We start from the raw sequence: 24,853 nt of genomic DNA, 5'->3' as shown, positions 1-24,853 counted from the left end.
AAGCCTCGATTGACCGCACGATTCCCGCACTGCACGGGGCCGGTCAGGGCTGAGGGACCGGCCCCTCACGGTTCCGGGCGGCCCAACCCTGTTACGCTGCCCGGCATGACGAATGAACAGGACACCATGGACCTTCAGGATTTCCTGAAACTGCGCGGGCTGGTCGAGACAGGCGGCGAGGCCAAGTTCCGGGTGCAGGGCGGCGAGGTGCGCCTGAACGGCGACATTGAAACGCGCCGCCGCAAGAAGCTGCGCCGGGGTGACGTGGTGGAATACGCCGGGCAGCGCGTGAAGGTGGACTGGTAAGCGTGACCGCCTACGCGGACGCCCTGCTGGACTTTCGCCGCCGCAAGGATGAGCATTTTGCCGCTGGCAACGGCCCCGTAAACACGGGGACCTTTCGCGGCCTGAGCTACTTTGCGCCCGATGAAGCGTGGGCGTTTACCCTGCCGCTGACCCGGCTCCCCCAGGACGCCAGCGCCGAGTTTCCGCTGGAGACCAATACCGGTGAGGTGCGCGTGATGGCCCGCTACGGCGAGGTCACGGTGCCGCTGCCCGGCGGTCAGCACACCCTGCTGGTGTTCACCCCCCTGGGTGAGGAAGTGCCGGCGCGCGTCTTCCTGCCATTCCGGGACACCACCAGTGGCGCTGAGACCTATGGCGCCGGGCGCTATCTGGACGCCCCGCTGGACCAGCAACTGGGCGGCGACGGCCCCCTGATCCGGGTGGATTTCAATTTGGCCTACCACCCATACTGCGCCTACAGCCCGCAGTGGACCTGTCCCCTGCCACCCCGCGAGAACTGGCTCAGTGAAGCCGTACCAGTCGGGGAAAAACTGTAGGCAGAAGGCGGTGCGCGGGAACTCACCGCGCACCGCCTCTTCATCTGGCCACCACAGCCATATACACAGCGGGGACGCCGGCCACCCGCAGCACTTCCTGGCAAGCCAGGCCAGTCTGACCGGTGGTAAACACATCGTCCACCAAGAGCACCGCGCCTGGCGGCAACACGGCAGAACCCCGCTCAAAAGCCCCCCGGAGGTCTTCCCGTTCGGCGGCGCGGCGGCGGGCCTGCTGGGCGCCTGCCTGCGTGCGGCGCAGGGCGTTCACGCACGGCACCCCCAGCCCCGTGGCCAGGGCACGGGCCAGCAGTTCAGCCTGGTTAAAGCCGCGCTCACGCTGACGGCTGGGATGCAGCGGCACCGGTATCACCGCCTGCACCGCCCACTCGGCGGGCACGCCAGCAGCCAGGGCGGACCCCAGCACCCCGGCCAGCTCGCGCACCTGGGCGTATTTCAGTGCCCTCACCGCGCGCCGGCGGGCCCCCGAATACGGCCCCAGCGTCAGTAGATGCGCCTCGGGACGTGGGCGCAGGGGGCTGAAGTGTTCCACACGTGCGCGCAGGTCTACGCGGCACGCTGCACAGAGGCCGACCTGCGTTCCCAGTTGCGCGCCGCAGCCGGGGCAGGGGCGGGGCAGCAAGGCGCGGCCCAGTTGCCCCAGCCGGGCCAGCAGTGGCCCACTCATCCGCTCAGCTCGTCCAGAAACAGGGGCGGACGGGTGGCCTCAACGCGCTGCCAGGCCGTGTTCAGGCCGTCGGGGTCCAGCATGGGCGCGGCCAGCGCAAAACAGGCAAGGTGGTGGGCGCACACCTGCGCCACCCCGGCTTCGCCCAGCCGGGCACGTTCTCCCGGCGTCAGCAGGGCCGCAAACGCTGCCGGTTCGCCCAGCGCCGGGTGACTGCCCTCACGGATGGCCGCCCGCAAAAAGGCCGCCACCTCGGCCGGATTCAGCCAGAAGCCAAACATCAGCTGGTCCGACAGGCTGTCCAGGCGCCGCATCCACACCGCGTCCAGGCCCTCCCGGACCAGGCGGCGGGCCAGGTCCTGCCGTTCCAGCCGCACGGCCGCGTAGCCGGCCAGGGTCAGTTGGTCCCCCGGCGGCGCCACCCGGCCCCCCACAGCGCGGCGCAGGCGGTAGGCCAGCACATACCCCTGATATTCCTGCAACAGTTCGGACACGGGGGCCGTCACACGGGCAGTGTAGGCCAGAGGCGGCGGCCATACTGCCAGTTTGAGCGGCGCAACCGATGGCACTGTGCTAGCGGAGGCTGTTCTCTTCCAGGTACAGGCGCCAGGCTGGCCCCTGCGGTGAGAATGACCGGTTGACCAGGGCGGTGGCAGACCGCTAGTGAGAGAGAAGCCTTGCCAGTGGAGGCACACCCAGCCTGAAAGCGCCTCCCGTATGAGCGCCCCCAGACCAGACACACCCCTTTTTCACGCCCGTCCAACAGAGCTCGGTCATGCTGCGCCCATCAGCAAGAACACCCCGGCGGGGGGGACAAAGGCCACCAGGCCACCCCGTAAGCTTGAAGGCGAACCTCAAGCCGTGCCCCGCTGTCCACACTGTCCCGGACACTGCTGTCGTCTGCCGTTTTCTTCGCCGCTTTCCCCTTCCAAGGAGCCAAGACCTATGCACCTGCTGCGCCGCGCCCACGCTTTCGAGTACCGCGCCCCCACTGGCGATGACCGCCTGGGGACGGCCGATATCTGGACGAACGCCGGCGCCACACGCGCCGTGGTGGTCTTGCAAGGGATTCCGGCCAGCGACAGCGCCCGCGCCCTGTCGGCACTACATGACTCGGCGCTGCCGTACCTGCTGCGCCCCGACACGCGCCTGCTGGTCCTGAACCTGCGCCCGCGCGCCCAGGGCGAGAAGGCTCGGGCAACCGTCCTTCCCCTGAGCGCGTAAGGCAGCGCCGGGCAGGCATAGGGTGGCGTCGGTCTCCCCAGCAGTGCTCAAGGGGCAGCGGGGGAACCGACACGCCAACAGACGACGATGGCCCCACTGATACCGGCGGGGCCATTCAAGTGGCTGGAGAGAGCAGCGCCGTCAGGCGGGCAGATGCAGAAACGAGGCGGGCGCGATTCCGCTTAGTGAGCGCGCTAGACAGCGGGCTGTGTCAGCGGAGTCGCTAAGAACGGGTGACGAGGTCAACTGCGCCCCCGCCCCCGTTGCAGACCGGCGTTTGCGTGTAAAGGCCTGCTGATTCCCTCTGAACGGCCGTCGCCCCTCCCTCTTCCCTACTCCAGCACGAAGCGCACGCCCGGTTCAAAGGTCACCTCGGCCACCCTGGCGCGCGGCAACACGGCGTTACGGCGCCAGGGCATCCAGTCGGTCTGCCCCTGAGCGCTGCGCAGAAAGCCGCGCACGCCGACCTCCACATAGCGGGCCGGGCCAACCAGCAGCGCAGCCAGAGCCGCGCGGACGACTTCCGGGTCGCGCAGGGGACCGGTCAGGCGGGCTGAAGGCACACCTGCGTCCGCGTCCAGGCTTGCCTCCTCCCCTTCCCGGCGCAGGGCCGCCGGATGCGGGCGGTAGAGGTCCAGCGTGAAGCCCTCCAGCATCAGCAGCGCCGCGCGGGCCTGGGCTTCGGGGAGAGGCTGGGCAAAGGCCACATGCAGGTCCAGCTCAAAGCCGCGCACCCCCTTGTCGGTGCGGGTCTGGGCGGGCAGCGTCACGCGCTGGCACTCCGTTCCAGGGCGCGGCGGTGCTGGTACAGGTGGGCAGTCACCATCCGCACCCAGTCCAGGGCGTCCAGCTCTCCAAAAAAGGGATGCCAGAGGGTGCGGCCCGGCGTGGCGCGCAGGTCAGCAGTCACCGTGTCCAGCGCGGCGCGGCCCTGTGCCCAGCGGTCTGGCCACTCGGCCCAGGCCACGCCGGCTTCACTGGGACGGGTGTGGGGAGGCGCCACGCGGCGGCCGTCCGGCGTCAGTTCGCCGGGGGTCTGGGGACCGGGGCGCACCTCGCGGTCAGACAGCAGCAGGCCAATGCCGCGCGCAATCCCGCTGTTAATCAGCAGGACGTGTTCGGTCTCCTGGGCCGGGGTCCAGTCGCGGCCCGGCTGCACCTGCGTCCAGTCGGCCTGCCGGCCCTGCAGGTGGGCTTCCAGGCGGTCAAATTCGCGGTTCAGGCGCTCGCGGGTGGCCTCGGGCGTGTCGCCAAACGCCGCCAGCACCGCGCGGTCAAAGGGAGAGGTGGACATGGGCGCAGTGTACGCTGGCCCTTACCCTGTGGACTGGTGAACACCGAGAGAGAATGCGAACTGGCCCAGAGACCGGAGGTGCGCGTGCTGGGGCTGGGCGAACCCACCCACGGCAGCGCCGAAGCCTTTACCTGGAAAGGGCAGGTGCTGCTGTCCCTGGCCCAGACGGGCCGGCTGCGTGTGCTGGCCTGGGAATGCGGCTTTGCCTCTGGCCGGCGCCTGGACGCCGCCCTGCGCGGTCACAGCCAGGAACCACTGGCCAGTGCGCTGCGGGCCCAGGGCTTCTGGTGCTGGAACACCGAAGAGATTCTGGCGGGCCTGCGCGACTTGCAAAGCTGGAATGCGGCCCAGCCTCCGGCCGAGCGGGTGCGTTTTGTGGGCGTGGATGTGCAGCCGCCGCACGTGGGGGTGCAGCTGCTGGTAGATGCCGGCCACGAGGCGCCGGTGCTGCGGGAGCTGTGTCTACGGATTCCGCTTAATTGCAGCACAGCCGGAAAAGCACCGTCTGCGCTTCCATAACGCAAAATCCGTATCTGTTCCTGCTCGCTCCGCTCGGATTTCATCGAGCATTCTGCTCGATTCAATCGGAGTTTGTATCAGGCCGGCAAACTTGAACCCGGCTACCCACGCGCCCACGACGCCCTGCGGGCCCTGCGCCAGATCGAGACGGTAGACACCGACCCCCAGCGGTAAGCCCTGGCCCGCAACGCCGCGCGTTTTGTGGATGCCTACCTGCTGGAAGCAGATCATGCCCGGCTGGGCTTACGCGACACTTTCATGGCCCAGACCCTGCTGGAGGAGGCGCTGGAGCCCAGGGGCTCACGGTCTTCTGGGCCCACAACGAACACATCGCCGTGAACCCCGATTTTGCCGGTTCCCCCGCCGCCGGCTGGGTGCTGCGTGAGGCGCTGGGACAGGGGTACAGCGCGGTTGGGGCCCTGACAGGCCAGGGAACCTTCCGCGCCCGCACACTGGAAGGGGCCGGACGGCCTGTTACGGCTCTGTCCCTGGGTAGGCCTCAGCCTTACCAGACCGACACCTTGTTTCTGGGTCAGTCAGCAGGTCTCTTTCACACTCAGGACCATCCACACCCTGGCCCCCGGCGCTTCCTGGGCGGGTTTTACGGCACGCAGCGGGCCGCAGCCCAACCGGAACTTTTTGAGATGAACCGGCCGCTGAGCGACTTTGACCAGATGCGCTGGTTTCCGCAGACGACAGCCGCTCGGGGACTGCCAGAATGACGCCCAGAGCCGCACAGGCTTCCGCCTGGAGAGAGTTGACCGGCTCCAGCCCAGACCGCTATCAGCCCCCCAGACCCGCTGCGAAGTCCAGCTCCGCCGCCCACTCCGGGTGGTCAATCAGCGGGTTGCGGTTGCCCTGCGCGGCAAAAATCGTGGCGTTCCGGTGGCGTTCCCAGTCACCCGGAGGCTGCGCCGCATGCCAGGCCAGCAGGGTTGCCAGGTGGCGGGGCGCGTACTGACGCACCACGCCGGGGTAGCGCAGCAGGAAATACAGCGTGGCCCGCGCCGCCGCACCCTTGCCCGCCGCCGGCTCGAATTCGCCCGGTTCACGCCGGCCACACTCGCTGCGCAGCGCCTCGCCGAAATCGGGAAAGTCGAAGTACGGCGTGTTGCCCCGGAATGAGTTGCAGTCTGGCTCGCAGGCAAACAGGTGGTGCAGGTCACCGCGCATGGGCTCGCGCGCCCCAAACCAACTTTGCGGCACCACATGCTCGCAGTTGTAGGGAAAAGCTGCTTCCAGGGTGTCGGGGTGCAGCCCTTCCTGCGCGGCCAGGCGGGTGCGGCGATCTTCAGCGGCCTGGTCGGCGGCGATCAGTTCGGCAGGGCTGTGCACACGGCCCGAGTACAGGCTACGAATCTGCCCGTCCGGCCACAGGTCCACCCAGGGGTACAGCTCGCGCGCCGGGTTATACCGCCTGGGGCGGGTGTGGGTGCGGGTCAGCAGGGCGCTCAGGGCTGAAAAGCGTTCGGCTGGGAGGCTGCTGTCCGGTAGATCGCCGTAGTAGGCGGCGGCCTGGGCAGCGTCGGCGGGGTCCAGGTAGGGCTGGGCCTCGTCGGGGACCGGGGCAGCTGAGGGGGCTACCCGCAGCTTCAGCGTGATGGGCAGCGTCACCGTGCCGTCGGGAGTGGGGGTCACAGTGCCCAGATTCAGGGTGCCAGCGGCTGGCCCGGCACGTTCCGTGGGCGGCGCAGGACGCGGGGCATTCAGCAGGTCACGGATCAGCGGCGTCTGGGCCTCGGGACGGCCCCGCAGGTCCTGCAGAATCCGGCTGACCCGCACCCCCTCGTTGGCAATCCAGTCAATGACAGTATCGGGGTCGCCGGGCGCGGCGGGGCGGCCATCCCGGCGCAGCACCCGGCCCTGCGCGTCGGTGCGCGGCACGCCGCTGTGATGCAGGGCCACGACCTCCCAGGCGTCGTTAAACACGGGACTGCCGCTGCTGCCAGGCGCCGTGTCGGTCTCGTAGTGCAGGAAGTCCGGCAGCCGGTCCACCAACCGGTTTTCCCGCAGCGCGACCTGCTTGGGTTCGCCGCTGGGGTGCTGAATGATGCTCAGGGCCTCGCCAATCACATGCTTGTCGGGAGCGTCCAGCAGCGGCAACCAGCCGAAGGCCGCCGTGTCCCCGGCGACGGCCACCAGCGTGTAATCCAGCGCCTCATTCGTGATGAACAGGGTCTCCGGTGCCAGTGGAAGGGTCACGCGCTCCCGCAGGGTGCCGTCCATGCGCAACTCGTACCAGAACTCCGCCTGGGCGGCGCGGGCGTCCTCGGCCGTGCCCAGCACATGGTTGTTGGTCACGATCACCTGCGGGCTGCACAGCCAGCCGGTGCCGTAGCCCACCGTACGCCCCTGCGCACCCCGCAGCACGATGCGCGCCACGGCATTGGCCGCTGCCCGCGCCTGTTCCAGATACGCCACGCCCACCAGATCGTTGGCGCCCAGCAACCGCTCCAGGTTGCCGCGCGCCTCTGGGGGCAGGCGCGGAGCCACGTCGGCGGGGGCTTCCTCGCCGCGCGCCAGCGCCTGAGCGTCGGGCAAGGGCACATGCAGCCGGGTCAGGCGGGCGGCCAGACGCTCGGGGCTGTCGGCCACCTCGCCAAAGGTCAGCCCCTCCAGCCGGGCGCGGCGCTGCGACTGGCGCAGGGCAAAGCGGGCCTGCGTTTCCTGCACGACCTGACTGGGGGTGTCCATGTGACCAGCATAACATTCTGTCCACAGTTACTTTTTTAAAAGTTTTTTGAATTAAACAGAATGCCCGTCGGCTCAGGGCTTGGGAAGACTGTCACTCAGAAAGGTCCAGGTGACACCGCTGCCCAGGGTATCGCCCTGCACCGTGACCGTACTGCGGTAAATCGTCTGCCCAAACGCCTGCACCTGTCCGGTGGAGCGCGACTGCACCGCCAGCGCGTTCCAGCCGATCTTCAGCGCGAGGTTCACACTGCGCGCTTCTTCCAGCAGGACAGTGGGCTCTGAGGTGCGGCTGCGGCACACCCGCTGCCCACTGACGGTAACGTCGTGGGGCACGTACAGCAGGGTCACAGCGGCCTCACCCCGCTGGGCACGCAGTTGGGGCGGTTGGACGACCGGACTGTTGGCGGCGCCGAGGGCCGGTGCGCCCACGGGCAGGGAGGTCAGCACAAACGCCTCGGTGCCTGGGCGGCTGAGGGTCACCGTGTTCAGCGAGCAATCGGCGCCTTCCCACAGACCCAAGGCGGTCAGCAAGGAGACCCGAGGCAAACCGGCGGGCGGCTGAGCAGCACTGACGGTAAAAGCACCGTCCGCTGCCACCTCCCCTATCGCCGCGCCGCCCGCCACCCAGCGCAGGGTCGCGGCCTGGCCCGGCCACCGCTCGGCGCGGCCCGAGAGGCTCAGGGTCTGACCAAGCGCGCTGCTGGACAATGGCGGCAGGGGATCAGGGGTCAGCGGCGGGGCGCAGGCGGTCAGGGCCAGCGCAGAGACCAGAACAAAACGCTTCATGCCCCCAGCGTAAAGGGCAGGCGCCGCCGCTGTGGCCGCACCTGCCCTGCTGGCCGCCCTGACTTACCGCACCGGCTGGCCCAGGGTCGCCTTGCCGCCCAGATAAGGGCGCAGGGCGGCGGGCACCCGAATGGTCCCATCGGCCTGCTGGTGGTTTTCGAGCAGTGGCACCAGAATGCGCGGCGCGGCGATGCCTGTGTTGTTGAGGGTGTGGGCGTACACCAGCTTGCCGGCCTCGTCGCGGTAGCGCAGCCCGGTGCGCCGCGCTTGCCAGTCGCCCAGGTACGAGCAGGAGTGCGTTTCGCGGTACAGGCCCTCGCTCGGCACCCAGGTTTCGATGTCGTACATCAGCACCTTGCCCGCGCCCATGTCGCCCGTGCAGTTCTGCACCACACGGTAGGGCAGCTCTAGCGCCGCCAGCAACGCCTCGGCGTTGCCCAGAATCGTCTGGAACCAGTGCAGGCCCACTTCCTCGCTGGCCTCACACAGCACGTACTGCTCGACCTTGCGGAACTCGTGAACGCGAATCAGGCCGCGCACGTCACGCCCCGCCGACCCAGCCTCGCTGCGAAACGCTGCGCTGATGGCCGCGTAGGTCATGGGGAGCTGGTCCAGGGTGAGCTGCTCGCCGGCGTACAGGCTGTTGACGGGCACTTCGGCAGTGCCGGCCAGCATCAGCTCGTCGCCCTCGATTTTGTAGACCTGATCCTCGCCGCCCGGAAAGTGCCCGCTGCCCACGAATGCGTCGGGGCGGGCCAGCGCGGTGGTCGACAGTGGTGTAAAGCCGCGCCCCGCCAGGAAATCCATGGCGAACATCAGCACGGCCATTTCCAGCATGACCGCGTCACCTTTCAGCAGGTAGCTGCGGCTGCCCGACACGCGGGCCACGCGCTCGGGGTCGCTCCAGCCCTGGCGGGCCAGCAGGTCCACATGGTCCAGCGGCGTAAAGTCGAAGGTGGGTAGGGTACCCTCACGGCGCAGTTCCACGTTCTCGCTGTCGTCCTTGCCCACCGGCACGCTGGGGTGCGGAATGTTGGGCACGCGCAGCAGCAGCTGTTTGAGATTGTCCTCATGGGCGCGCAGGGCGGGTTCCAGGCCCCTGAGTTCCTCGGCCAGGTCCTTGCCCTTCTGAATCAGGGCGGGGCGCTCGTCGGGGGTGGCTTTGGGCACCAGCTTGGCGTTGGCGTTGCGCTCGGCCTGCATGGCCTCTATGCGCTGCTTGAGTTCCACGAGTTCGCGGTCCAGCCGCAGCACCTCGTCAATATCCAGGGCCACACCCTTGACCTGAACGGCGTGTTTGACGGCCCCGACATGTTCGCGGATGAATTTCAGGTCGAGCATCACAGCCTCCCAGGGCGGCCGGCGACAAGCAAGACAGGCGAGGGGCCGCCCCTGAGCTTCAGGCCAGCCATCAGCCGGCCTCGACCGTGCGGGGCACGCGGATATGGCCGTCGGGTAGGCTGTCGGGGGCCAGGGCCGTCACGACCGATTGCGGCAAAACCTCGCCGGGCACGTCGTCGCGCAGCACATTCACCAGGTTGACAGGGCGCTGCATTTCTTCAACCCCACTCGTGTCCAGTTCACCCAGTTGCTCGAAGTAGCCCAGCATGCGGTTCAGGTCACTGTGCATCGCCGCGCGTTCTTCTGGGGTCAGGTGCAGCCGGGCCAGCTGCGCGAGGTGGTCGAGTTGGGCCGCGTCAATCATGCCGAGCAGTATAGAGAGCATTCAAGGGCCGGGCGGCAGCCCCCGGAAGGGCCCACAGGGCAGCCAACAAGGCAGAGCCGCTGCCGGGTGACCAGCCCAGGAACGCCCTGGCCCGCAGTCGGGCCACGCCTGACCTCTTTGGAACCTCTTTCACCATTCGCGCGTAAATCAGAGCATGCGACCTCTTTCCGTCCTCGCCGCTGCCCTGACCCTTACGGCCACTGCCCAGGCCCAGACCCCCGCTGCTGTCGCTCAGGCGGTCACGCGCCTGCTGAGCGGCCAGACCCAGGAGGCCGACTTTGCGCCGTCCTTTCTGGCGCAGGTGCCGTTTCAAGCGCTGACTCTGAACCTGGACGCCCTGCGCACCCAGTACGGCGCCTTTGTCCGGGTCGAGGAACAGGGCGGGACGCTGCGGGCGGTGTTTGAACGCGGCGCGCTCCTTCTTCCCTCGGTGTCACTGGATGACCAGGGCCGATTTGTCACGCTGCTGTTTGCCCCGGTGCCGCCCAGCACTGCCGAGGCCGCCGGGCGCGAGGCAGCGCTGCGCGCCCTCTTTGAAGTGCCGCTGAAAACCGACCTCCTGACCCCAGAGTTTCTGGCCGCTGTGCCTGCCGCAGAGCTGAGCGCCCTGCTGGACAGCATCCGGGCAGAGTCCGGCACGCTGCAAACGGTCACCATAGAGGGCCAGGGGGCCCTCCTGACCTTCTCGGACGGCACGGTGCGGGTCACGAGCCTGACGCTGGACCCCCAGGGCCGCATTGCCGGGCTGCTGCTGGCCCCGCCGCGCGAGGCCGTCAGCTTTGCCTCGCTGGAGGAGGCCCGCGCCGCCTTCGCCGCCCTGCCCGGCCAGGTCAGCCTGCTGGTGCAGGAGGTGGGCGGCTCTGGGCTAGCCAAGCCCGCGCTGACCGAACTGAATGCGGGGCGCCCACTGGCAGTAGCCTCGGCGTTCAAGCTGGCGGTGCTGGGTGAGCTGCAGGCCCAGGTGCAGGCGGGCACGCGGGCCTGGACCGACGAGATCACGCTGCAGGACGCCGACCGGGTGCCGTCCAGTGCAGCGCTGGAGGGCGCCCCTGTCGGCAGCCGCTTCACGCTGCGCGACCTGGCCGCGCGCATGATCGCGGTCAGCGACAACACCGCCACCGACCTGCTGCTGCGCGCCGTGGGCCGGGCGGGCGTGGAAGCGCGGCTGGGCCAGGCCGCCCTGCCCAGCACCCGCGAGGCCTTTGCCCTGAAAAACCCGGCCAATGCGGAATTGCTGCGCGCCTACCGCGCCGCCACCCTGAACCCGACGGCCCGGCGCGCGGTGCTGGCCCAGGCGGCCACGGCGTCGCTGGCCGGTCTGGAGGGCTGGGGCAACCGCCCCCTGGCCCTGGACGTGGAATGGTTCGTCAGTGCCCGGCGGCTGTGCACCCTGATGGCCGGTGTCTCGGCCCTCCCCGAAACCCAGCTGAATCCGGGGGTGGCCAGCGCCGCCGACTTTCGGGCGGTCAGCTACAAGGGCGGCAGCGAGCCCGGCGTCCTGAACCTGACCACGCAGGTCACCACCCAGGCGGGCCGGACCTTATGTGTCACCGCCACCTGGAACGCCCCACAAGCCCTGAACGAGGAGCGCTTTACCGACCTTTACGGAGCGCTGCTGAACCTGCTGCGGTAGTCCACTCAGGCCAGAACCTCACCTCTGGGGGCAGATCACACCCCCTCAATGCCGCCTCCGCCGCGGACTCTTGCGGTCACTTGTCCTGTTCGCCTCAGATCGGCTGAGGTTCTGCCGTTCACCGCCCTGGGCTCCGCTGTCCGTGACCTGCTCTGTGGACAAACCCTCACGCTTTCTTCAGTGGGCCTCACGCAGCGTCAGGCAGCCCGCCTCAGAGTGAAGGGCATGACCCCGCGTCTTCTTCTGACCGCTGCCCTGCTGGGGACGTCCCTGGCCCATGCCCAGACCACCATCTTCACCATTCCGGCGTTGCCGCCAGGCCGCACGGCGCCGGCCACGCCTGCCACGCCGGCCCCCACCACCCCGGCAGCCCCCAGCACCGGCGCCACCACTCTGCCCACCACGGGCGAGGTGCTGGAGATCCCGCACAGCGCGGCCCTGAGCGGCGCAGGCAGCCTGAAAGTCGGGCAGGCCGATACCTGGACCTTTACCCTGAGCAATCAGGGCGAGGAACCCATCCGCCTGGAACACGGCGCCTGCGACGTACGCTTTGAGGTGCTGAACGCCGCTGGCCAGGTGGTACGCCCCAACCCCACCGACACCATCTGCACCCTGCAAATCGTGCTGACCGAGGTGGGACCAGGCGAAACGATGGACGTGCAGGCCATCCGCTGGGACGGGCGCGACGCCCAGGGCCGCGCGCTGCCAGCAGGCGAGTACATCATCCGCGCGGTCTTCAGTGGCGCGGGCGTGCGCATTGTCGCTGAGGACTTTCCGGTCACGCTGGAAAACTGAAGTCGGGTTAGACGATGGGCGGAGGGGTAACCTCTCCGCCCTTCCTTTTGCCCCTCCAGCGGCTAGCGGCCATTCGCCATTCTCCTGCCTTGCCTGCCTCAGAGCGGTCAGAGGACGCCCAGCATGACGCCCGACAAGGGGACACCGAACCGATTGCGCAGGCAGCGGCCTTCCTTTCGACCAGCGCCACCTCGTTCTTCACTCCTCAGACACCTGCACGCCCTTCCAGAAGGCCACGCGGCCCTGAATCTGGCGGGCGGCGTCTTTGGGTTCAGGGTAGAACCACGCCGCGTCCCTGTTGTCCTGACCGTCTACAGACAGGGTGTGATAACTCGCCTCGCCCTTCCAGGGGCAGGTGGTGTGGGTGGCGCTGGGCCGCAGATATTCGGCCTTCACACTGTCAGCCGGGAAGTAATGGTTGCCTTCCACGACCACCGTATCGTTCGACTGGGCAATGACGGCGCCGTTCCAGGTGGCTTTCATAGAGCCCAGGGTAAGCCGTGCCCAGTTGGATAACCGTCAGCCTTCCTGCTGACCCGCCGGCTCCCATTGACATTCGGAAGCGCTTCCCCATTCAATAAAGCTCTACATGAAACGCTTCCAGACCTTCGGGCATGCCGGTGCCCTGATTGCCCTGACCCTGTCGCTGTCGGCCTGCCACCCCTTTCGCTCGCCGGAAGCGGCGCCCCGCAGCTGGCAAGATGAGGTGATCTACTTCGCCATGACCGACCGCTTTGCCAGCGGCAGCGCGGCCAACGACAACGGCCTCAACCGGGAGGCAGGTGACCGGGCCGACAAAACCAACCCTCTGGGCTGGCACGGCGGCGACTTTGCCGGCCTGAAGGCCAAGATTGAAGAGGGGTACTTTAAGCGCATGGGCTTTACGGCCATCTGGGTGACCCCGGTGGTGGTGCAGGTGCCGGCCATTCCCGTGGGCAGCGGCCCCAACCAGGGCAAGGCGTTTGCCGGCTACCACGGCTACTGGGCCGAGGACTTTAAAAAGATTGACCCCCACTACGGCACCCTGGCCGAGTACCAGGCCCTGATTGACGCGGCGCACAAAAATGGCCTAAAGGTGATTCAGGACATCGTGGTCAACCACGCTGGCTACGGCGCAGCCCTAACCAAGACCAACCCCGAATGGTTCCATACCGACAACCCAGACGGCAACCCGAACACCGATGACGGCGACTGCCAGCAGTCAAGCAACAAGACCACCGACTGTCCTCTGGCCGGCCTGCCAGACTTTAAGCAGGAATTGCCCGCCGTGACCGCGTACCTGAATGACTTTGTGCGCTACTGGCGGGACACCACCCAGATTGACGGCCTGCGCATTGACACCATGAAGCATGTGCCCGACAGCTACTGGCAGCAGTTTTTCGCAGCGGGCGGCGCGGGTGACCCGGCCAGACTCTGGTCGGTGGGCGAGGTGTTTGACGGCAACCCGGCGTATCTGGCGGGCTTTATGGACAAGCTGGGATCGCCCAGCGTGTTTGACTTCGCGCTGTACTTCGCCATGAAAGACCACCTGACGAGTGCGGGCGGCAATCTGGACCGCGTGGCCGACGTGTTCGCGCAGGACGGCGCCTACCGCGACCCCACCCGCCTGACCACCTTCGTGGACAACCACGACGTGCGCCGCTTCGTCAGCGAGGTCGCCGACCGGGGCGGCAGTGCGGCGCAGGCGGCCGAGCGGCTGGACATGGCGCTGTCCACCATGTATTTCTCGCGCGGGACACCCAGCGTCTGGCAGGGTACCGAGTACGCCCAGACCGGCAAGGGCGACCCCTACGATTACCCCCTGGGCCAGGGCAACCGCGAGGACATGGACTTCAGCCGGCTGGCGGGCAGCACCCTGGATGAGCGCCTGGGCGCCCTGGCTGCCGCTCGCGCCCAATACCGCGCCCTGACGCGCGGGGCCCAGCAGGAACTGTGGCGTCCCAATGGCGGGGCTCCCGTGCTGGCCTACCGCCGGGTGGTCGCGGGCGTGAACGGCGCCGCCGGGCAACCGGTAGTGTTTGTGGTCAACGGCGGCGACACGGCCCTGGACCTGTCCACCCTCAGCGGCGGGGTTCCGCTGCTGGGCACCTTCTCGGGGACGGCACTGACCGAGGTCACGGGTAAGGCAAGCACCCTGACCGTCAGCAGCGGCAAACTGGTGGGCACCGTGCCGCCGCGCAGTGTGCTGGCCGTCACCGCCCCCGCTGGCGCGGGAGCGGCGGGCACCGTCAACCCCAGCCTGCCCGAGGTGGCGGCCCTGAGCGTCCAGGCGGGCGACAGCGCCGCCCAGCTGTCATGGACCCCCAGCAGCGACGCGAAAGTCAGCGGCTACCGCCTCTATGTCCGGCAGGGCGGCGCCGAGCGCCTAGTGAATTTTGCGCCGCTGGGCCGTGACCAGGGGACTTATCTGCTGAGGGGCCTGAGCAACGACACGGCCGCGACCTTCCGCGTGGTGACAGTGGACGCCAGCGGCGCCGAAAGCAAGGGCAGCAGCGTGACGGGCACCCCCAGCACCAGCAACACCGTCAAGGTCACCTTCACCGTGGACGCCCGCAGCCAGGGCAACGGCCCTATTGAGCTGCGCCGCTTCGATACAGGGCAGCAGATCGAATTGCCCATGACCCAGACCTCGCGCGGTCTCTGGAAGACCGAGGTCACGCTGCCCCTCTTCCGCGAGATCAAGTTCAAATTTGGCAACGACGGCCCTGGAGCCAAAAACAGCGGCTACGAAGGCCCCGGCCAGGGCGACCGCGCGTATGTGGTGGGCGTCAGCGGCGCCTACACCGGCACCTACGACTTCATTGATAAGCCTGTCCCGACGGCGACCATTGAGGGCCAGGTGACCGGCGCAGGGCAACCCCTGAGCGGCGCCCTGGTCGAGGCCACCACGGCTGACCCGAACCTCAACTACGCCCTGACGTTTGCCGACGGCACCTACACGCTGTTCGCCCCAGCCGGCGCCCAGACCCTGAAGGCCAGCGCCGGCGGCTACCTGGACTCCACCCGCGCGGCCACGGCCCCGCAAACCGGCGCGGACCTGACCCTGAGCCGCGACGCCCGCACCAAGTACAGCATTGACGGCAACCTGGCCGATTGGACGGCGCCCAAGGTGACCGTGCAGAGCCCGGCGGAGGGGGTCTTTGGGGCCAACAACAACTGGCTGGGTCTGCGCGCTGACAGTGACAGCCAGTACCTTTACCTCGCTTACACCTACCGCGTGGCAGGCAACAGCGCCATTCTGTACCTGGACACAGGCGCAGGCGGCGCGGCCCAGGCCGACAATTTTGACGCCTGGAGACGTGCCGCCACCTTCAGCGGCGGCGTGAATGGCGTGGACGCCTTTGTGGCCCGATACGAGAACCAGACCGCACAACTGCGGCGCGTGCAGAGCGCCTCGGCCACGCCGGAAGTGAACGCCGCTGACTACTTCCAGGCCGCCAGCGGCACCTTGCCCGAGCAAACCGTGGAGTTGGCCATTCCCTGGACGGCCCTGGGCCTGAGTGCGCCGCCCGCAGGCGGCGTGAAGGTCATGGGCGGCATCTTTGGCGGTGACGGCTACGGCGCCGGCGACATCATCCCCGACGCCGGCAGCACACCGGGGGGCGCCAACACCATTGGCAGCGACGGCGAGCAGCGGCGCGCGACCTTCACGGCGCCGATCACGGTGCCCTGACGCCCGCGCTTCCCCATCACTTACACTAGACCCCTAAGCGGGAGGCCCACCCAGACGCCTCCCGCTCCACTTTGCCCGCCCGAGCTGACATTTCTATGACATTCGGGCACAAGATTCGGGAGGATTGTCATGGTTCTGTCTAAATTCATGCCCAGCAACCCCAAGTTCAGCGAGAAGTTCACGGCGTCGGCGCGCAACGCCCACGCCACAGCCCAGGCCCTGGTGGACCTGCTGGAGAACTACACGGATGTCGAGGCCAAGGTCCAGCGCGTGCGCGACCTGGAACACGAGGGGGACCGCCTGACTGGCGAGATCACCAACCTGCTGGCCGAGTCCTTTATCGTGCCATTTGACCGCGAAGACATCATCAGCCTGAACAACGAGCTGGACGACCTGGTGGACGACATGGAAGACGCCGCCCGCAAGCTCAGCCTGTACGGCGTGCAGCAGCCGCTGCCCCAGATGGCCGAGCTGGCGCGCGTAGTGGCCGCGCAGTGTGACCTGCTGGCCCAGGGCATGCCGCTGCTGGAACAGGGCAGCCGGGTGGGCGAACTGACGCGCATCACCAGCGAAATCCGGGCGTTGGAAGACCAGGGCGACACCATCAGTGACCAGGTGCAGCGCCACCTGTACGACAGTGTCAAGGATGTTCCTGACATGATTCGCGCCATGCGCGGCGGCGAGATTGTCAATCTGATTGAAGACGCCAGCGACCAGGCGCAGCGCGTGGCCAAAACCATCGAGAGCATCCTGCTCAAGAACGCGTAAGGACTGACGGCCCAACTATGGAAACGGCTCTGATTGGCCTGATTGTCATCGTGACACTGGCCCTGATTTTTGACTTTATCAACGGCTTTCACGACACCGCCAACGCCATTGCGACCAGCGTGGCCACCAAGGTCCTGACCCCGGCCCAGGCCATCGCCATGGCCGCCGTCTTGAACGTGGTGGGCGCGCTGACCGGCACGGCGGTCGCCAAGACCATCTCCAAGGACATCGTGCCGCAGGACTTCGCCACGCTGGAACTGGTGGGCGCCACGCTGCTCAGCGCGATTTTCTGGAACCTCTTTACCTGGTGGAAGGGCCTGCCCAGTTCGTCCAGTCACGCGCTGGTCTTCAGCCTGGTGGGCGCCGGGGTGGCGGCGGGCGGCTGGGGCATCATCATCCCCAAGGGCGTGCAGAAAACACTGACGGGCCTGGTGACCAGCCCGGCACTGGGCTTCATCGTGCCGATTCTGCTGATGTTCCTGCTGTCGTGGCTGGTGCTGCGCTGGATGAAACCGCGTGTGGTGACCCGCACCTTCCGCACCCTGCAAATTTTCAGCGCCGCTTTCATGGCCTTTTCGCACGGGGGCAACGACGCCCAGAAGACGATGGGCATCATCACCTTCGCGCTGGCGGCTTACCTGGGCACCGAAATCGAGACAGTGCCGCTGTGGGTCATCCTGTCGGCGGCGGCCGCGATGGGTGCCGGCACCGCCATTGGCGGCTGGCGCATCATCAAGACGATGGGCTTCAAGGTCGTGGACCTCAAGCCAGTGGACGGCTTCGTGGCCGAAACCAGCGCCGCCCTGATTATCGAAACCGCCAGCCGCCTGGGGATTCCGGTGAGCACCACGCACACCATCTCGACCAGCATCATGGGCGTGGGCACCACCAAGGGCTTTAAAAAGGTCAAGTGGCAGGTGGCCGGGCGCATCGTGCAGGCGTGGATTTTTACCATCCCGGTGTGCATCGCGCTGGGCTGGGTGTTTCACAAAATCATCCTGGCGCTGGGCGTGTAACGCCGGAGGCCAACACGAAGGCGCCGCACGTGCAGCACGCGGCGTCTTTTTTGGTCTCTACACTGCCGGGCGTGTCCACCTTAACCTTGCGTGACCGTCAGCCCGGTGACCTCCCTGTCCTGTGGCGCTGGCTGCACGGGGAACCGTCACCTGCCTGGCAGCAGTGGGACGCCCCCTATTTTCATGCGGCGCGCCCACCGTCAACCACCACCCTGGAACTCTTCATGGCCCGCGTGCAGGCACAGGAGCCTTCATCAGACCGGCGCATCATTGCCCTGGACGGCCAGTGCATCGGCCAGGTGACGAGAGACGAGGAGGCCCCCACGGGCGGCGGCTGGTGGGAGCTGGGCATCCTGATTTACGATCCACAGCACTGGGGCGGCGGCCTGGGCACGGAGGCCCTGCAGCAGTGGACGGCCGCCACCTTTGCCGAGACAGGCGCCCACGTCCTCACCCTGACCACCTGGGACGGCAACGGGCGCATGATCCGCGCCGCCGAACGGGTGGGCTACCGCGAATGCGCCCGGATTCCGGAAGCGAGGCTGTGGCAAGGCCGCCGCTGGGACAGCGTGAAACTGGCATGCCTGAGACGGATGGCGTCCGATTCCTGAGGATTCGGGAAAGCACCGCGTCCTCATCCATCTCCCGTAACCCGTCTCCTTTGCTTCTCGCTCCGCTCGGGTTGACCGTAACGGGTCAACTTCTATAAGGGGCAGCTGGCCGCCGTCAGGCTTCGCCCGTTGACAGACGTTCGAGCAGCACCAGCTGCCCCAGGTGATAGGCATTGTGGTCCGCCACCAGTAGAAAGGCCCGCAGCCAGGTCTGGTCCTCTTTGCCGTTTGGCACGAGGGCCAGCAGGTCGGTGTGCGGGTCATCCAACAACTCCAGCAGCGCTGCCTGATCGTGCCGAAAGGCTTGTACCTGGTTCTGCCAGTCCTGCGCGCTTCCCTCTTTTTTCTGCGGCCAGTACGCCTGGGGCCAGGGCACCGCCTCGTAAGGTGCTGGCCGCACGAAGTCCAGAATGTCGCGCTGCGTAAAGCGCAGGTGCCAGAGCACCTCGAAGGCGGAATACGGCACGCCGGCCCACCGCCGGTTGATGCTTTTCAGCGGAAAGTCAGCCAGCACGGCCTCTGCCGTCAGGTGGGCTTGTCCCTGGGTCAGCAGGGCGCGCACATGGGCCCGCAGGGCGGCGTCGGTAGCGGCAGGCAACATAAGCCAGTGTAAGTGGGGCCAAGACAAACCGCCGCCTGACACTCAGGCGGCGGCTCATCTTCGCTCAAGGGCACTGGCGTCTACCCATTCTCCGTTTGTTCGGCTCCCCAGTCAGAGCAATCTGTCTACCAGAGGTTTTCCCACTGCCCAACCGCCCTTAGTACTGACGACCGAAAATCACGCGCTTGCCGTAGGCGCTGGGCCGGCCGCACTTGACGCAGACGCCCTCTCCGGCTTCGTGGAAGAACTCGGCGTCGTCCAGGGGCACATTGCGGGTGGTGGCCTTGGTGTCGTCCTTGATGCTCTTTTCGCACGCCGCGTCGCCGCAGTGGTAGGCGCGCACCCAGTTACCGCCCTCAATAGCCTCCTGGAACGCCTCGTAGGTGTCCACAGTCAGGGTGTGGTTCAGCAGGTACTCGGTGGCGCGGCCATACAGCCAGTCGTGAATCTCGTCCAGGCGGGCCGTCATGCCGCTGACCGCCTCGGCGCGGGCCAGGGTTTCTTTTTCCTCGCCGTTGCGGTTTTTCACGACCACAACGCCGCTCTCCAGGTCACGGGGGCCCAGTTCAATCCGCACCGGCACGCCTTTGAGTTCCCAGTTGTTGTACTTGAAGCCATTGGTCACGCCGTCGCGCTTGTCCACCTTGACGCGCAGTCCCTGGGCGCGCAGTTCGGCGGCCAGCTTTTCGCCTTCCTCGACCATCTGGTCAAAGTTGTCTTTGCGGCCCACCGGAATCACCACGACCTGAATGGGCGCGATGCGGGGCGGCATGATGAGGCCAAAGTCGTCCCCGTGCGTCATGATGATCGCGCCAATAATCCGGCTGGAAATCGCCCAGGAGGTCGTGTGGGCAAATTCTTCTTTCTGCTCTCGCGTCTGGAACTTCACGTCGAAGGCCCTGGAAAAGTTCTGGCCCAGGTAGTGGCTGGTGCCAGACTGCAGCGCCTTGCCGTCCCGCATCATGCCTTCAATGGAGTAGGTCGCCACGGCGCCGGCAAAGCGCTCGCTGGCGGTTTTCTCGCCGCGCACCACGGGCAGCGCCAGAATGTCACGGCAGAACTCGTGGTAGATGTCGAGCATCTGGCGCACTTCGGCGCGGGCCTCGGGCTCGTCGGCGTGGGCGGTGTGGCCCTCGTGCCAGAAAAACTCGGAGGTGCGCAGAAACGCCTTGGTGCGCAGCTCGGCGCGGAACACGCTCCCCCACTGGTAGTGCAAGAAGGGCAGGTCGCGGTAGGAGTTGAGCCAGCCGCTCCACATGTGCCCGATGATGGTTTCGCTGGTGGGACGCATGACGTAGGGCTCGGCCAGTTCCTCGGTGCCGATTTTGTTCACCGTGAACAGCTCGGGGGCAAAGCCTTCAACGTGGTCGGCTTCTTTCATGATGAAGCCCATGGGAATCAGGGTCGGGAACACCAGCGACTCGTGGCCCGTCGCCTTGAAGCGGTCGTCCAACCAGCGCACGATGTTCTCCCACAGCGCGCTGCCGTAGGGCCGCACGACCATAGCACCGGCCACCGGGCTGTTGTCGGCCAGATCGGCTTTTTTCACGACCTCGTTGTACCAGTCGTTAAAATCTGCGCTCTGGGGGGTGACGCCGTACTGCGCCGCCTTCTTGTCCTGTTTGCCGCCGTCTTTCGTCATCGCCCCGCATGATACCGGGCGCGGGGACAAGCTGAATCGGCCAGATAGAAGAGGCGGGCCAAGCCAGGTGGCGCAGGACACGCACGCGGGCAAAGGGCAACACTGTCACGCATGACCGTGCCCACCCATTACTTTTACCGAACGGCGCACCCGTTCTCTAATTTTCACCCCAGCCTGTTTGTTGAGGGCGGCGTGACCTACCACTGGGCCGAGCAGTACCTGATGGCGCGCAAGGCCAGCCTGTTTGGCGATGAAGCCACGCTGGCACAGATTCTGGCCGCCTCTACCCCAGCCGAGTGCAAAGCGCTGGGCCGGCGGGTCACGCCCTACGACGATGACCTGTGGGCGCAGGTGCGCGCCGAGATTGCCCTGGACATGCTGCGGCTGAAGTTTGGGCAGAACCCGGACCTGCGCGACTTTCTTCTGGGCACCGGAGCGGCCGAACTGGTCGAAGCCGCCGCTAATGACCGCATCTGGGGCATAGGCTTTGACGAAGCCCAGGCCGAGGGCGCGCGGCAGGCCTGGGGTCAAAATCTGCTGGGCAAAGCGCTGATGGCGGTGCGGGCCGAGCTGACGGGCACCTAAGCATTCACTCAAGGCCGAGTTGAAGTGCCCTGAATCTTCCTGCCATCAGGCGGCCATCTTGGCGGCACACACTGGCGGCATGACCCAGAACCAAGCCGGTGAAATCAGCGACCGCATTGCCCAGAGCGTCAAAACCCGTCTGGAACAGGGCGGCGACCACCTTCAGGTCAAAGACGTGAACGGCGAGCATGTCGGCACAGTGGACCATCTGGAAGACGGCCGCGTGAAGCTGACCAAAAACGACAGCGCCGATGGCCAGCACCACTATGTCGAGCTGTCGCAGGTCGAGAGCGTGGATGACGTGGCGGTGTACCTGAACGTCGAGCGCAGCGCCATCGCCTGAGCGTAGACCCCTTCTGTCCACCACTGCGGCTTGCCTTGCGGTGGTGGTTTTTATGGCCTGCCGCCAGTCTTCAAGAGCGGCCAACAGGTGCTCAGGGGGCCTCAAGGGGCGCCTCAGAGAAGCGCAGCTGTAATTCCCTACGGTACGAAACACACGCTTTCACCCTTCTCCTCGCCTTTCTTTCCCCGGAGGTTGTCTATGCCCACCATTCAGACCAAACACACCCTGGCCCCCCAGACCGAGCTGTATTACGAGACTTACGGCGAGGGCCGCCCCGTGGTGCTGATTCACGGCTGGCCGCTGTCAGGCCGGATGTGGGAAGCGCAGATTGACGCCCTGCGCCACGGCGGCTACCGGGTCGTCACCTATGACCGCCGGGGCTTCGGGCAATCCGGCAAGACGGCCACCGGCTACGACTACGAGACCTTCGCCCACGACCTGAACGACCTGCTTGAGAGCCTGAATCTGAACGACGTGACCCTGGTGGGCTTCTCGATGGGGGGCGGCGAGGTCAGCCGTTACGCGGGGCTGTTTGGCACCCAGCGCCTGCGCAGCGCCATGCTGGTGGCGTCGGTGGCGCCGTACCTGCTCAAAACGGCCGACAACCCGGACGGCGGCCTGACCCAGACCGAGGTCGAAACCATGGTCGAGCAGGTGGCCAAAAACCGCCCGCAGTTTCTGGCGGGCTTTACCCAGAAATTCCTGAACTGGCGTGAACACAAGGGCAAGCTGGGCGACGAGTTTCTGGATTTTGCGGCCAGCCTGTACCTTCAGGCCTCGCCGGTGGCCACCCAGGAGTGTGTACGCGCCTTTGGCATGACCGACTTCCGGGCCGACCTGGCCAAACTAACGGTGCCCACGCTGGTCGTGCACGGGGACAAAGACCAGATCGTGCCGCTGGAAGCGAGCGGGCAACGCGTGTCGCAGTACCAGCCTGGGGCCGAGCTGCACGTCATGAAGGGCGCGCCACACGGCCTGAACGCCACTCACGCCGAGGACTTCAACAAGATTCTGCTGGACTTCGTGGCCCGCTGACCGCCACGCCCCGCCGGGCCGCCAGCCCCAATAATCTGGGCTGGCGGCCCCTTGTCATGGGGCGGCCTTGAAATATGGAAACAGTTCCAAATTCAGTTTATGCTGGGCGATATGGCTCAAGTTGACCCCCTCCTGCCGCTGGATGCTGGGGCTGTGCGGCATGCCTTTGACGATGACCGCGAGGCCGATACCTTTGCCCTGCGCCTGAAGCGCTACGGCCCCGAACTGCAAGAGAGCCTGCGGGCGGTGTACGGCGACCAGATAGGGGCCCTGCTGCCGGAGCTGTTAGAAGTCATGCTGCACGCCTTTCACACCCGCCCCGCTGACCTGAAGCGGCTGGACGAGGCCCGGCTGCTGCGCCCGGACTGGTTACAGCAGCCGGACATGGTGGGCTACGTGGCCTACGCTGACCGCTTTGCCGGCACCCTCCGGGGCGTGCAGGACCATGTGCCGTATCTGGAAGGGCTCGGCATCAAATACCTGCACCTGATGCCGCTGCTCCGGCCCAGGGACGGCGAGAACGACGGCGGCTACGCGGTGGCCGATTACCGAGCGGTGCGCCCTGACCTGGGCAGCATGGATGACCTCTCGGCGCTGGCGGCCGACCTGCGGGGGCGGGGCATCAGCCTGGTGCTGGACCTCGTGCTGAACCACGTGGCGCAGGAACACGACTGGGCGCAGCAGGCACGCGCCGGAGACCCCGTTTACCGCGACTACTTTCACCTCTTCCCCGACCGCAGCGGGCCAGACCAATACGAGCGCACCCTGCCTGAAATCTTTCCTGATTTCGCGCCGGGCAACTTCACCTGGAATGACGAGGTGGAAGGCTGGGTCTGGACCACCTTCAACACCTATCAGTGGGACCTGAACTGGGGTAATCCGGCGGTGCTGCGCGAGTTCGTCGAGCTTATCCTGTACCTGGCCAACCGGGGCGTGGAAGTGTTCCGGCTGGACGCCATCGCGTTTCTCTGGAAGCGGCCGGGCACCGACTGTCAGAACCAGCCCGAGGTTCATCACCTGACCCGCGCCCTGCGGGCCTGCGCGCGCATTGTGGCCCCGGCGGTGGCTTTCAAGGCCGAGGCGATTGTGGCCCCTGCCGAGCTGATTCATTACCTGGGCACGCGGGACCACCACGGGCGGGTCAGCGACATGGCGTACCACAACAGCCTGATGGTGCAGCTCTGGAGCAGCCTCGCCAGCCGCAACGTGCGCCTGTTTGAAGAGGCCCTGCGCGCCTTTCCGCCCAAGCCGACCAACACCACCTGGGGCATGTACGTGCGCTGCCACGACGACATCGGCTGGGCGGTCAGCGACGAGGACGCGGCCCGCGTGGGCCTGAGCGGGCCAGGTCACCGCCACTTTCTCAGTGACTTTTACAGCGGCGAGTTTCCGGGCAGTTTTGCGCGCGGGCTGGTGTTCCAGCACAACCCGCAGACCGGCGACCGGCGCATCAGCGGGTCGTGCGCCAGCCTGGCCGGCCTGGAAGCGGCGCTGGACGCGGGCGACCCCCGGCAGACCGACCTGGCCGTGCGGCGCATCCTGCTGCTGCACGCCGTCACGCTGGGCTTTGGCGGGGTGCCGCTGCTGTATATGGGGGACGAACTGGCGCTGCTGAATGACCCCGACTACGGCGACACCCCCGAACACGCCCTGGATAACCGCTGGGTTCACCGCCCCCGCATGGACTGGGCGCGCGCGCAGGAGGCAGCGGCCGACCCCAGCACCCCGCACGGGCGCGTGAATTCGGGCCTGCGCCACCTGATTGCGGCGCGCCGTGGGCTGGCCCACCTCCACGCCAGCGTCGAAAGCCGCCCTGTGGACAGCCCCGACCCCTGCGTGCTGCTGCTGCGCCGCGACCATCCGCAGGGCGTGCTGCTGGGCGTGTACAACTTCAGCGAACACACCATCAATTTCCCAGCCTGGGCGCTGCGTGACCAGTTGGGTCCGCAGGCGCTGGACCACCTGGCGGGCAGCGCCTTTACCTTCGGGCACGCGCCCGTGGTGCTGGACCCCTACCGCGCCCTGTGGCTGACCGCTGCGCCGTGAACACCGGGCGCCTCCGCTCGCAGTGCGGCGTGCCGAACAGCAGCCAGCCGGTGCGACTAGACCAAGCGGCCGTGGTGAGCACCCCGGCGCAGCTTGACACCCGGCTGGCTGACCACGGCTGGACCACTGCCTAGCGTGGTGGCAGCTATGAGTGTCACCACCCCCATTCCACCGCACATGAAGTGCTGGTGGTGATGCGCGGGCAGGCAACGGTCACGCTGGGCGGCGTGCGGGTAGTGCCCGCAAGCACGGGACACGGCAACGCAGGAAGCAGCCTCAGCTGTCTCATGGTGGGCGCCTCTGCCGGGGGCCGTGACAGGGACCTGTGCCGCCCT

At 67.1% G+C, this 24,853-nt stretch carries 26 protein-coding genes and 1 pseudogene; 16 read left to right on the top strand and 11 right to left on the bottom strand.

The window, feature by feature from the left end:
- The first annotated feature begins 105 nt into the window (after window positions 1-105).
- Window positions 106-306 (top strand): RNA-binding S4 domain-containing protein, encoded by a 201-nt coding sequence (locus GO986_RS11065; RefSeq protein WP_157459369.1) that lies wholly within the window; start codon window positions 106-108, stop codon window positions 304-306.
- Window positions 307-308: 2 nt separating this feature from the next.
- The gene (locus GO986_RS11060; RefSeq protein WP_439648709.1) at window positions 309-842 is read left to right on the top strand and encodes a DUF1684 domain-containing protein; all 534 of its coding nucleotides are present in this window, start codon (window positions 309-311) and stop codon (window positions 840-842) included.
- A 40-nt stretch (window positions 843-882) separates the two neighbouring features.
- Here GO986_RS11060 and GO986_RS11055 read toward each other — a convergent pair whose 3' ends face one another.
- Window positions 883-1,527: a ComF family protein gene (locus GO986_RS11055; RefSeq protein WP_157459367.1), complete on the bottom strand. Its 645-nt coding sequence runs from the start codon at window positions 1,525-1,527 to the stop codon at window positions 883-885.
- The gene (locus GO986_RS11050; RefSeq protein ID WP_369409315.1) at window positions 1,524-2,033 is read right to left on the bottom strand and encodes a hypothetical protein; all 510 of its coding nucleotides are present in this window, start codon (window positions 2,031-2,033) and stop codon (window positions 1,524-1,526) included. Before GO986_RS11050 ends, GO986_RS11055 begins: the two co-directional genes overlap by 4 nt.
- A gap of 439 nt (window positions 2,034-2,472) precedes the next feature.
- On the opposite strand from GO986_RS11050, the gene GO986_RS11045 reads away from it, so the two are divergent.
- Window positions 2,473-2,751 (top strand): hypothetical protein, encoded by a 279-nt coding sequence (locus tag GO986_RS11045; RefSeq protein ID WP_157459366.1) that lies wholly within the window; start codon window positions 2,473-2,475, stop codon window positions 2,749-2,751.
- Between the two features lie 332 nt (window positions 2,752-3,083).
- On the opposite strand, the gene GO986_RS11040 is transcribed toward GO986_RS11045, so the two are convergent.
- Both GO986_RS11040 and GO986_RS11035 read right to left on the bottom strand, forming a co-directional pair.
- Window positions 3,084-3,521 (bottom strand): hypothetical protein, encoded by a 438-nt coding sequence (locus GO986_RS11040; RefSeq protein ID WP_369409314.1) that lies wholly within the window; start codon window positions 3,519-3,521, stop codon window positions 3,084-3,086.
- Window positions 3,518-4,045: a DinB family protein gene (locus GO986_RS11035; RefSeq protein ID WP_157459365.1), complete on the bottom strand. Its 528-nt coding sequence runs from the start codon at window positions 4,043-4,045 to the stop codon at window positions 3,518-3,520. Before GO986_RS11035 ends, GO986_RS11040 begins: the two co-directional genes overlap by 4 nt.
- A 36-nt stretch (window positions 4,046-4,081) precedes the next feature.
- On the opposite strand from GO986_RS11035, the gene GO986_RS11030 reads away from it, so the two are divergent.
- Both GO986_RS11030 and GO986_RS11025 read left to right on the top strand, forming a co-directional pair.
- The gene (locus tag GO986_RS11030; protein ID WP_198170599.1) at window positions 4,082-4,564 is read left to right on the top strand and encodes an erythromycin esterase family protein; all 483 of its coding nucleotides are present in this window, start codon (window positions 4,082-4,084) and stop codon (window positions 4,562-4,564) included.
- A gap of 314 nt (window positions 4,565-4,878) precedes the next feature.
- Window positions 4,879-5,286, top strand: a pseudogene (locus GO986_RS11025) (erythromycin esterase family protein); the annotation flags it as partial.
- Window positions 5,287-5,347: 61 nt separating this feature from the next.
- Here GO986_RS11025 and GO986_RS11020 read toward each other — a convergent pair.
- The 4 genes from GO986_RS11020 to gatC all read right to left on the bottom strand — a co-directional run bounded on the left by GO986_RS11020 (window position 5,348) and on the right by gatC (window position 9,749).
- A complete protein-coding gene (locus tag GO986_RS11020; RefSeq protein ID WP_157459362.1) occupies window positions 5,348-7,258 on the bottom strand; it encodes an endonuclease in 1,911 nt (636 codons plus the stop codon).
- Between the two features lie 72 nt (window positions 7,259-7,330).
- Window positions 7,331-8,044, bottom strand: a complete 714-nt coding sequence (locus GO986_RS11015; RefSeq protein ID WP_157459361.1) for a hypothetical protein — start codon at window positions 8,042-8,044, stop codon at window positions 7,331-7,333.
- Between the two features lie 63 nt (window positions 8,045-8,107).
- Window positions 8,108-9,385, bottom strand: a complete 1,278-nt coding sequence (serS, locus tag GO986_RS11010; protein ID WP_157459360.1) for a serine--tRNA ligase — start codon at window positions 9,383-9,385, stop codon at window positions 8,108-8,110.
- Window positions 9,386-9,455: 70 nt separating this feature from the next.
- Complete coding sequence (gene gatC, locus GO986_RS11005) at window positions 9,456-9,749, bottom strand: Asp-tRNA(Asn)/Glu-tRNA(Gln) amidotransferase subunit GatC (protein ID WP_157459359.1); 294 nt, start codon at window positions 9,747-9,749, stop codon at window positions 9,456-9,458.
- A gap of 175 nt (window positions 9,750-9,924) precedes the next feature.
- Here gatC and GO986_RS11000 point away from each other — a divergent pair, with 175 nt between their 5' ends.
- Entirely contained in the window at window positions 9,925-11,403 is a 1,479-nt protein-coding gene (locus tag GO986_RS11000; protein ID WP_157459358.1) for a serine hydrolase, read from the top strand.
- Between the two features lie 225 nt (window positions 11,404-11,628).
- Window positions 11,629-12,198: a flagellar hook assembly protein FlgD gene (locus GO986_RS10995; protein ID WP_157459357.1), complete on the top strand. Its 570-nt coding sequence runs from the start codon at window positions 11,629-11,631 to the stop codon at window positions 12,196-12,198.
- A 198-nt stretch (window positions 12,199-12,396) separates the two neighbouring features.
- Here the strand turns inward: GO986_RS10995 and GO986_RS10990 are convergent, their stop codons facing one another.
- Window positions 12,397-12,681 carry a DUF427 domain-containing protein gene (locus GO986_RS10990; RefSeq protein WP_157459356.1) on the bottom strand — a complete coding sequence of 95 codons (285 nt, stop codon included), beginning with the start codon at window positions 12,679-12,681 and terminating at the stop codon, window positions 12,397-12,399.
- 106 nt (window positions 12,682-12,787) lie between these two features.
- On the opposite strand from GO986_RS10990, the gene GO986_RS10985 reads away from it, so the two are divergent.
- From GO986_RS10985 to GO986_RS10970, 4 genes are all read left to right on the top strand, one after another.
- Entirely contained in the window at window positions 12,788-15,871 is a 3,084-nt protein-coding gene (locus GO986_RS10985; protein WP_157459355.1) for an alpha-amylase family glycosyl hydrolase, read from the top strand.
- A 129-nt stretch (window positions 15,872-16,000) separates the two neighbouring features.
- Entirely contained in the window at window positions 16,001-16,639 is a 639-nt protein-coding gene (locus GO986_RS10980) for a DUF47 domain-containing protein (protein ID WP_157459354.1), read from the top strand.
- Window positions 16,640-16,656: 17 nt separating this feature from the next.
- Window positions 16,657-17,655, top strand: a complete 999-nt coding sequence (locus tag GO986_RS10975; protein ID WP_157459353.1) for an inorganic phosphate transporter — start codon at window positions 16,657-16,659, stop codon at window positions 17,653-17,655.
- Window positions 17,656-17,726: 71 nt separating this feature from the next.
- Window positions 17,727-18,266, top strand: coding sequence for a GNAT family N-acetyltransferase (locus GO986_RS10970; protein ID WP_369409313.1), 540 nt, complete (start codon window positions 17,727-17,729; stop codon window positions 18,264-18,266).
- Between the two features lie 115 nt (window positions 18,267-18,381).
- On the opposite strand, the gene GO986_RS10965 is transcribed toward GO986_RS10970, so the two are convergent.
- Window positions 18,382-18,867, bottom strand: a complete 486-nt coding sequence (locus GO986_RS10965; RefSeq protein ID WP_157459352.1) for a DinB family protein — start codon at window positions 18,865-18,867, stop codon at window positions 18,382-18,384.
- 157 nt (window positions 18,868-19,024) lie between these two features.
- Entirely contained in the window at window positions 19,025-20,509 is a 1,485-nt protein-coding gene (proS, locus tag GO986_RS10960; RefSeq protein WP_157459351.1) for a proline--tRNA ligase, read from the bottom strand.
- Between the two features lie 111 nt (window positions 20,510-20,620).
- Between proS and ybiA the strand changes: the two genes are divergently transcribed.
- The 5 genes from ybiA (at window position 20,621) to GO986_RS10935 (ending at window position 24,652) form a co-directional block, all read left to right on the top strand.
- The gene (ybiA, locus tag GO986_RS10955) at window positions 20,621-21,094 is read left to right on the top strand and encodes a riboflavin biosynthesis intermediates N-glycosidase (protein ID WP_157459350.1); all 474 of its coding nucleotides are present in this window, start codon (window positions 20,621-20,623) and stop codon (window positions 21,092-21,094) included.
- 79 nt (window positions 21,095-21,173) lie between these two features.
- Complete coding sequence (locus GO986_RS10950) at window positions 21,174-21,437, top strand: DUF2171 domain-containing protein (RefSeq protein WP_157459349.1); 264 nt, start codon at window positions 21,174-21,176, stop codon at window positions 21,435-21,437.
- Between the two features lie 198 nt (window positions 21,438-21,635).
- A complete protein-coding gene (locus GO986_RS10945; RefSeq protein ID WP_157459348.1) occupies window positions 21,636-22,472 on the top strand; it encodes an alpha/beta fold hydrolase in 837 nt (278 codons plus the stop codon).
- Between the two features lie 111 nt (window positions 22,473-22,583).
- Complete coding sequence (locus GO986_RS10940) at window positions 22,584-24,518, top strand: alpha-amylase family protein (protein ID WP_157459347.1); 1,935 nt, start codon at window positions 22,584-22,586, stop codon at window positions 24,516-24,518.
- Window positions 24,515-24,652 carry a hypothetical protein gene (locus GO986_RS10935; RefSeq protein WP_157459346.1) on the top strand — a complete coding sequence of 46 codons (138 nt, stop codon included), beginning with the start codon at window positions 24,515-24,517 and terminating at the stop codon, window positions 24,650-24,652. The genes GO986_RS10940 and GO986_RS10935 overlap by 4 nt, the downstream gene beginning before the upstream one ends.
- The last annotated feature ends 201 nt before the right edge of the window (window positions 24,653-24,853 follow it).

The sequence above is a fragment of the Deinococcus arboris genome (assembly GCF_009755355.1).
Taxonomy (GTDB): domain Bacteria; phylum Deinococcota; class Deinococci; order Deinococcales; family Deinococcaceae; genus Deinococcus; species Deinococcus betulae.
The sequence above is the reverse complement of the archived record's forward strand: the minus strand, read 5'-3'. Positions and strand labels throughout refer to the sequence as shown.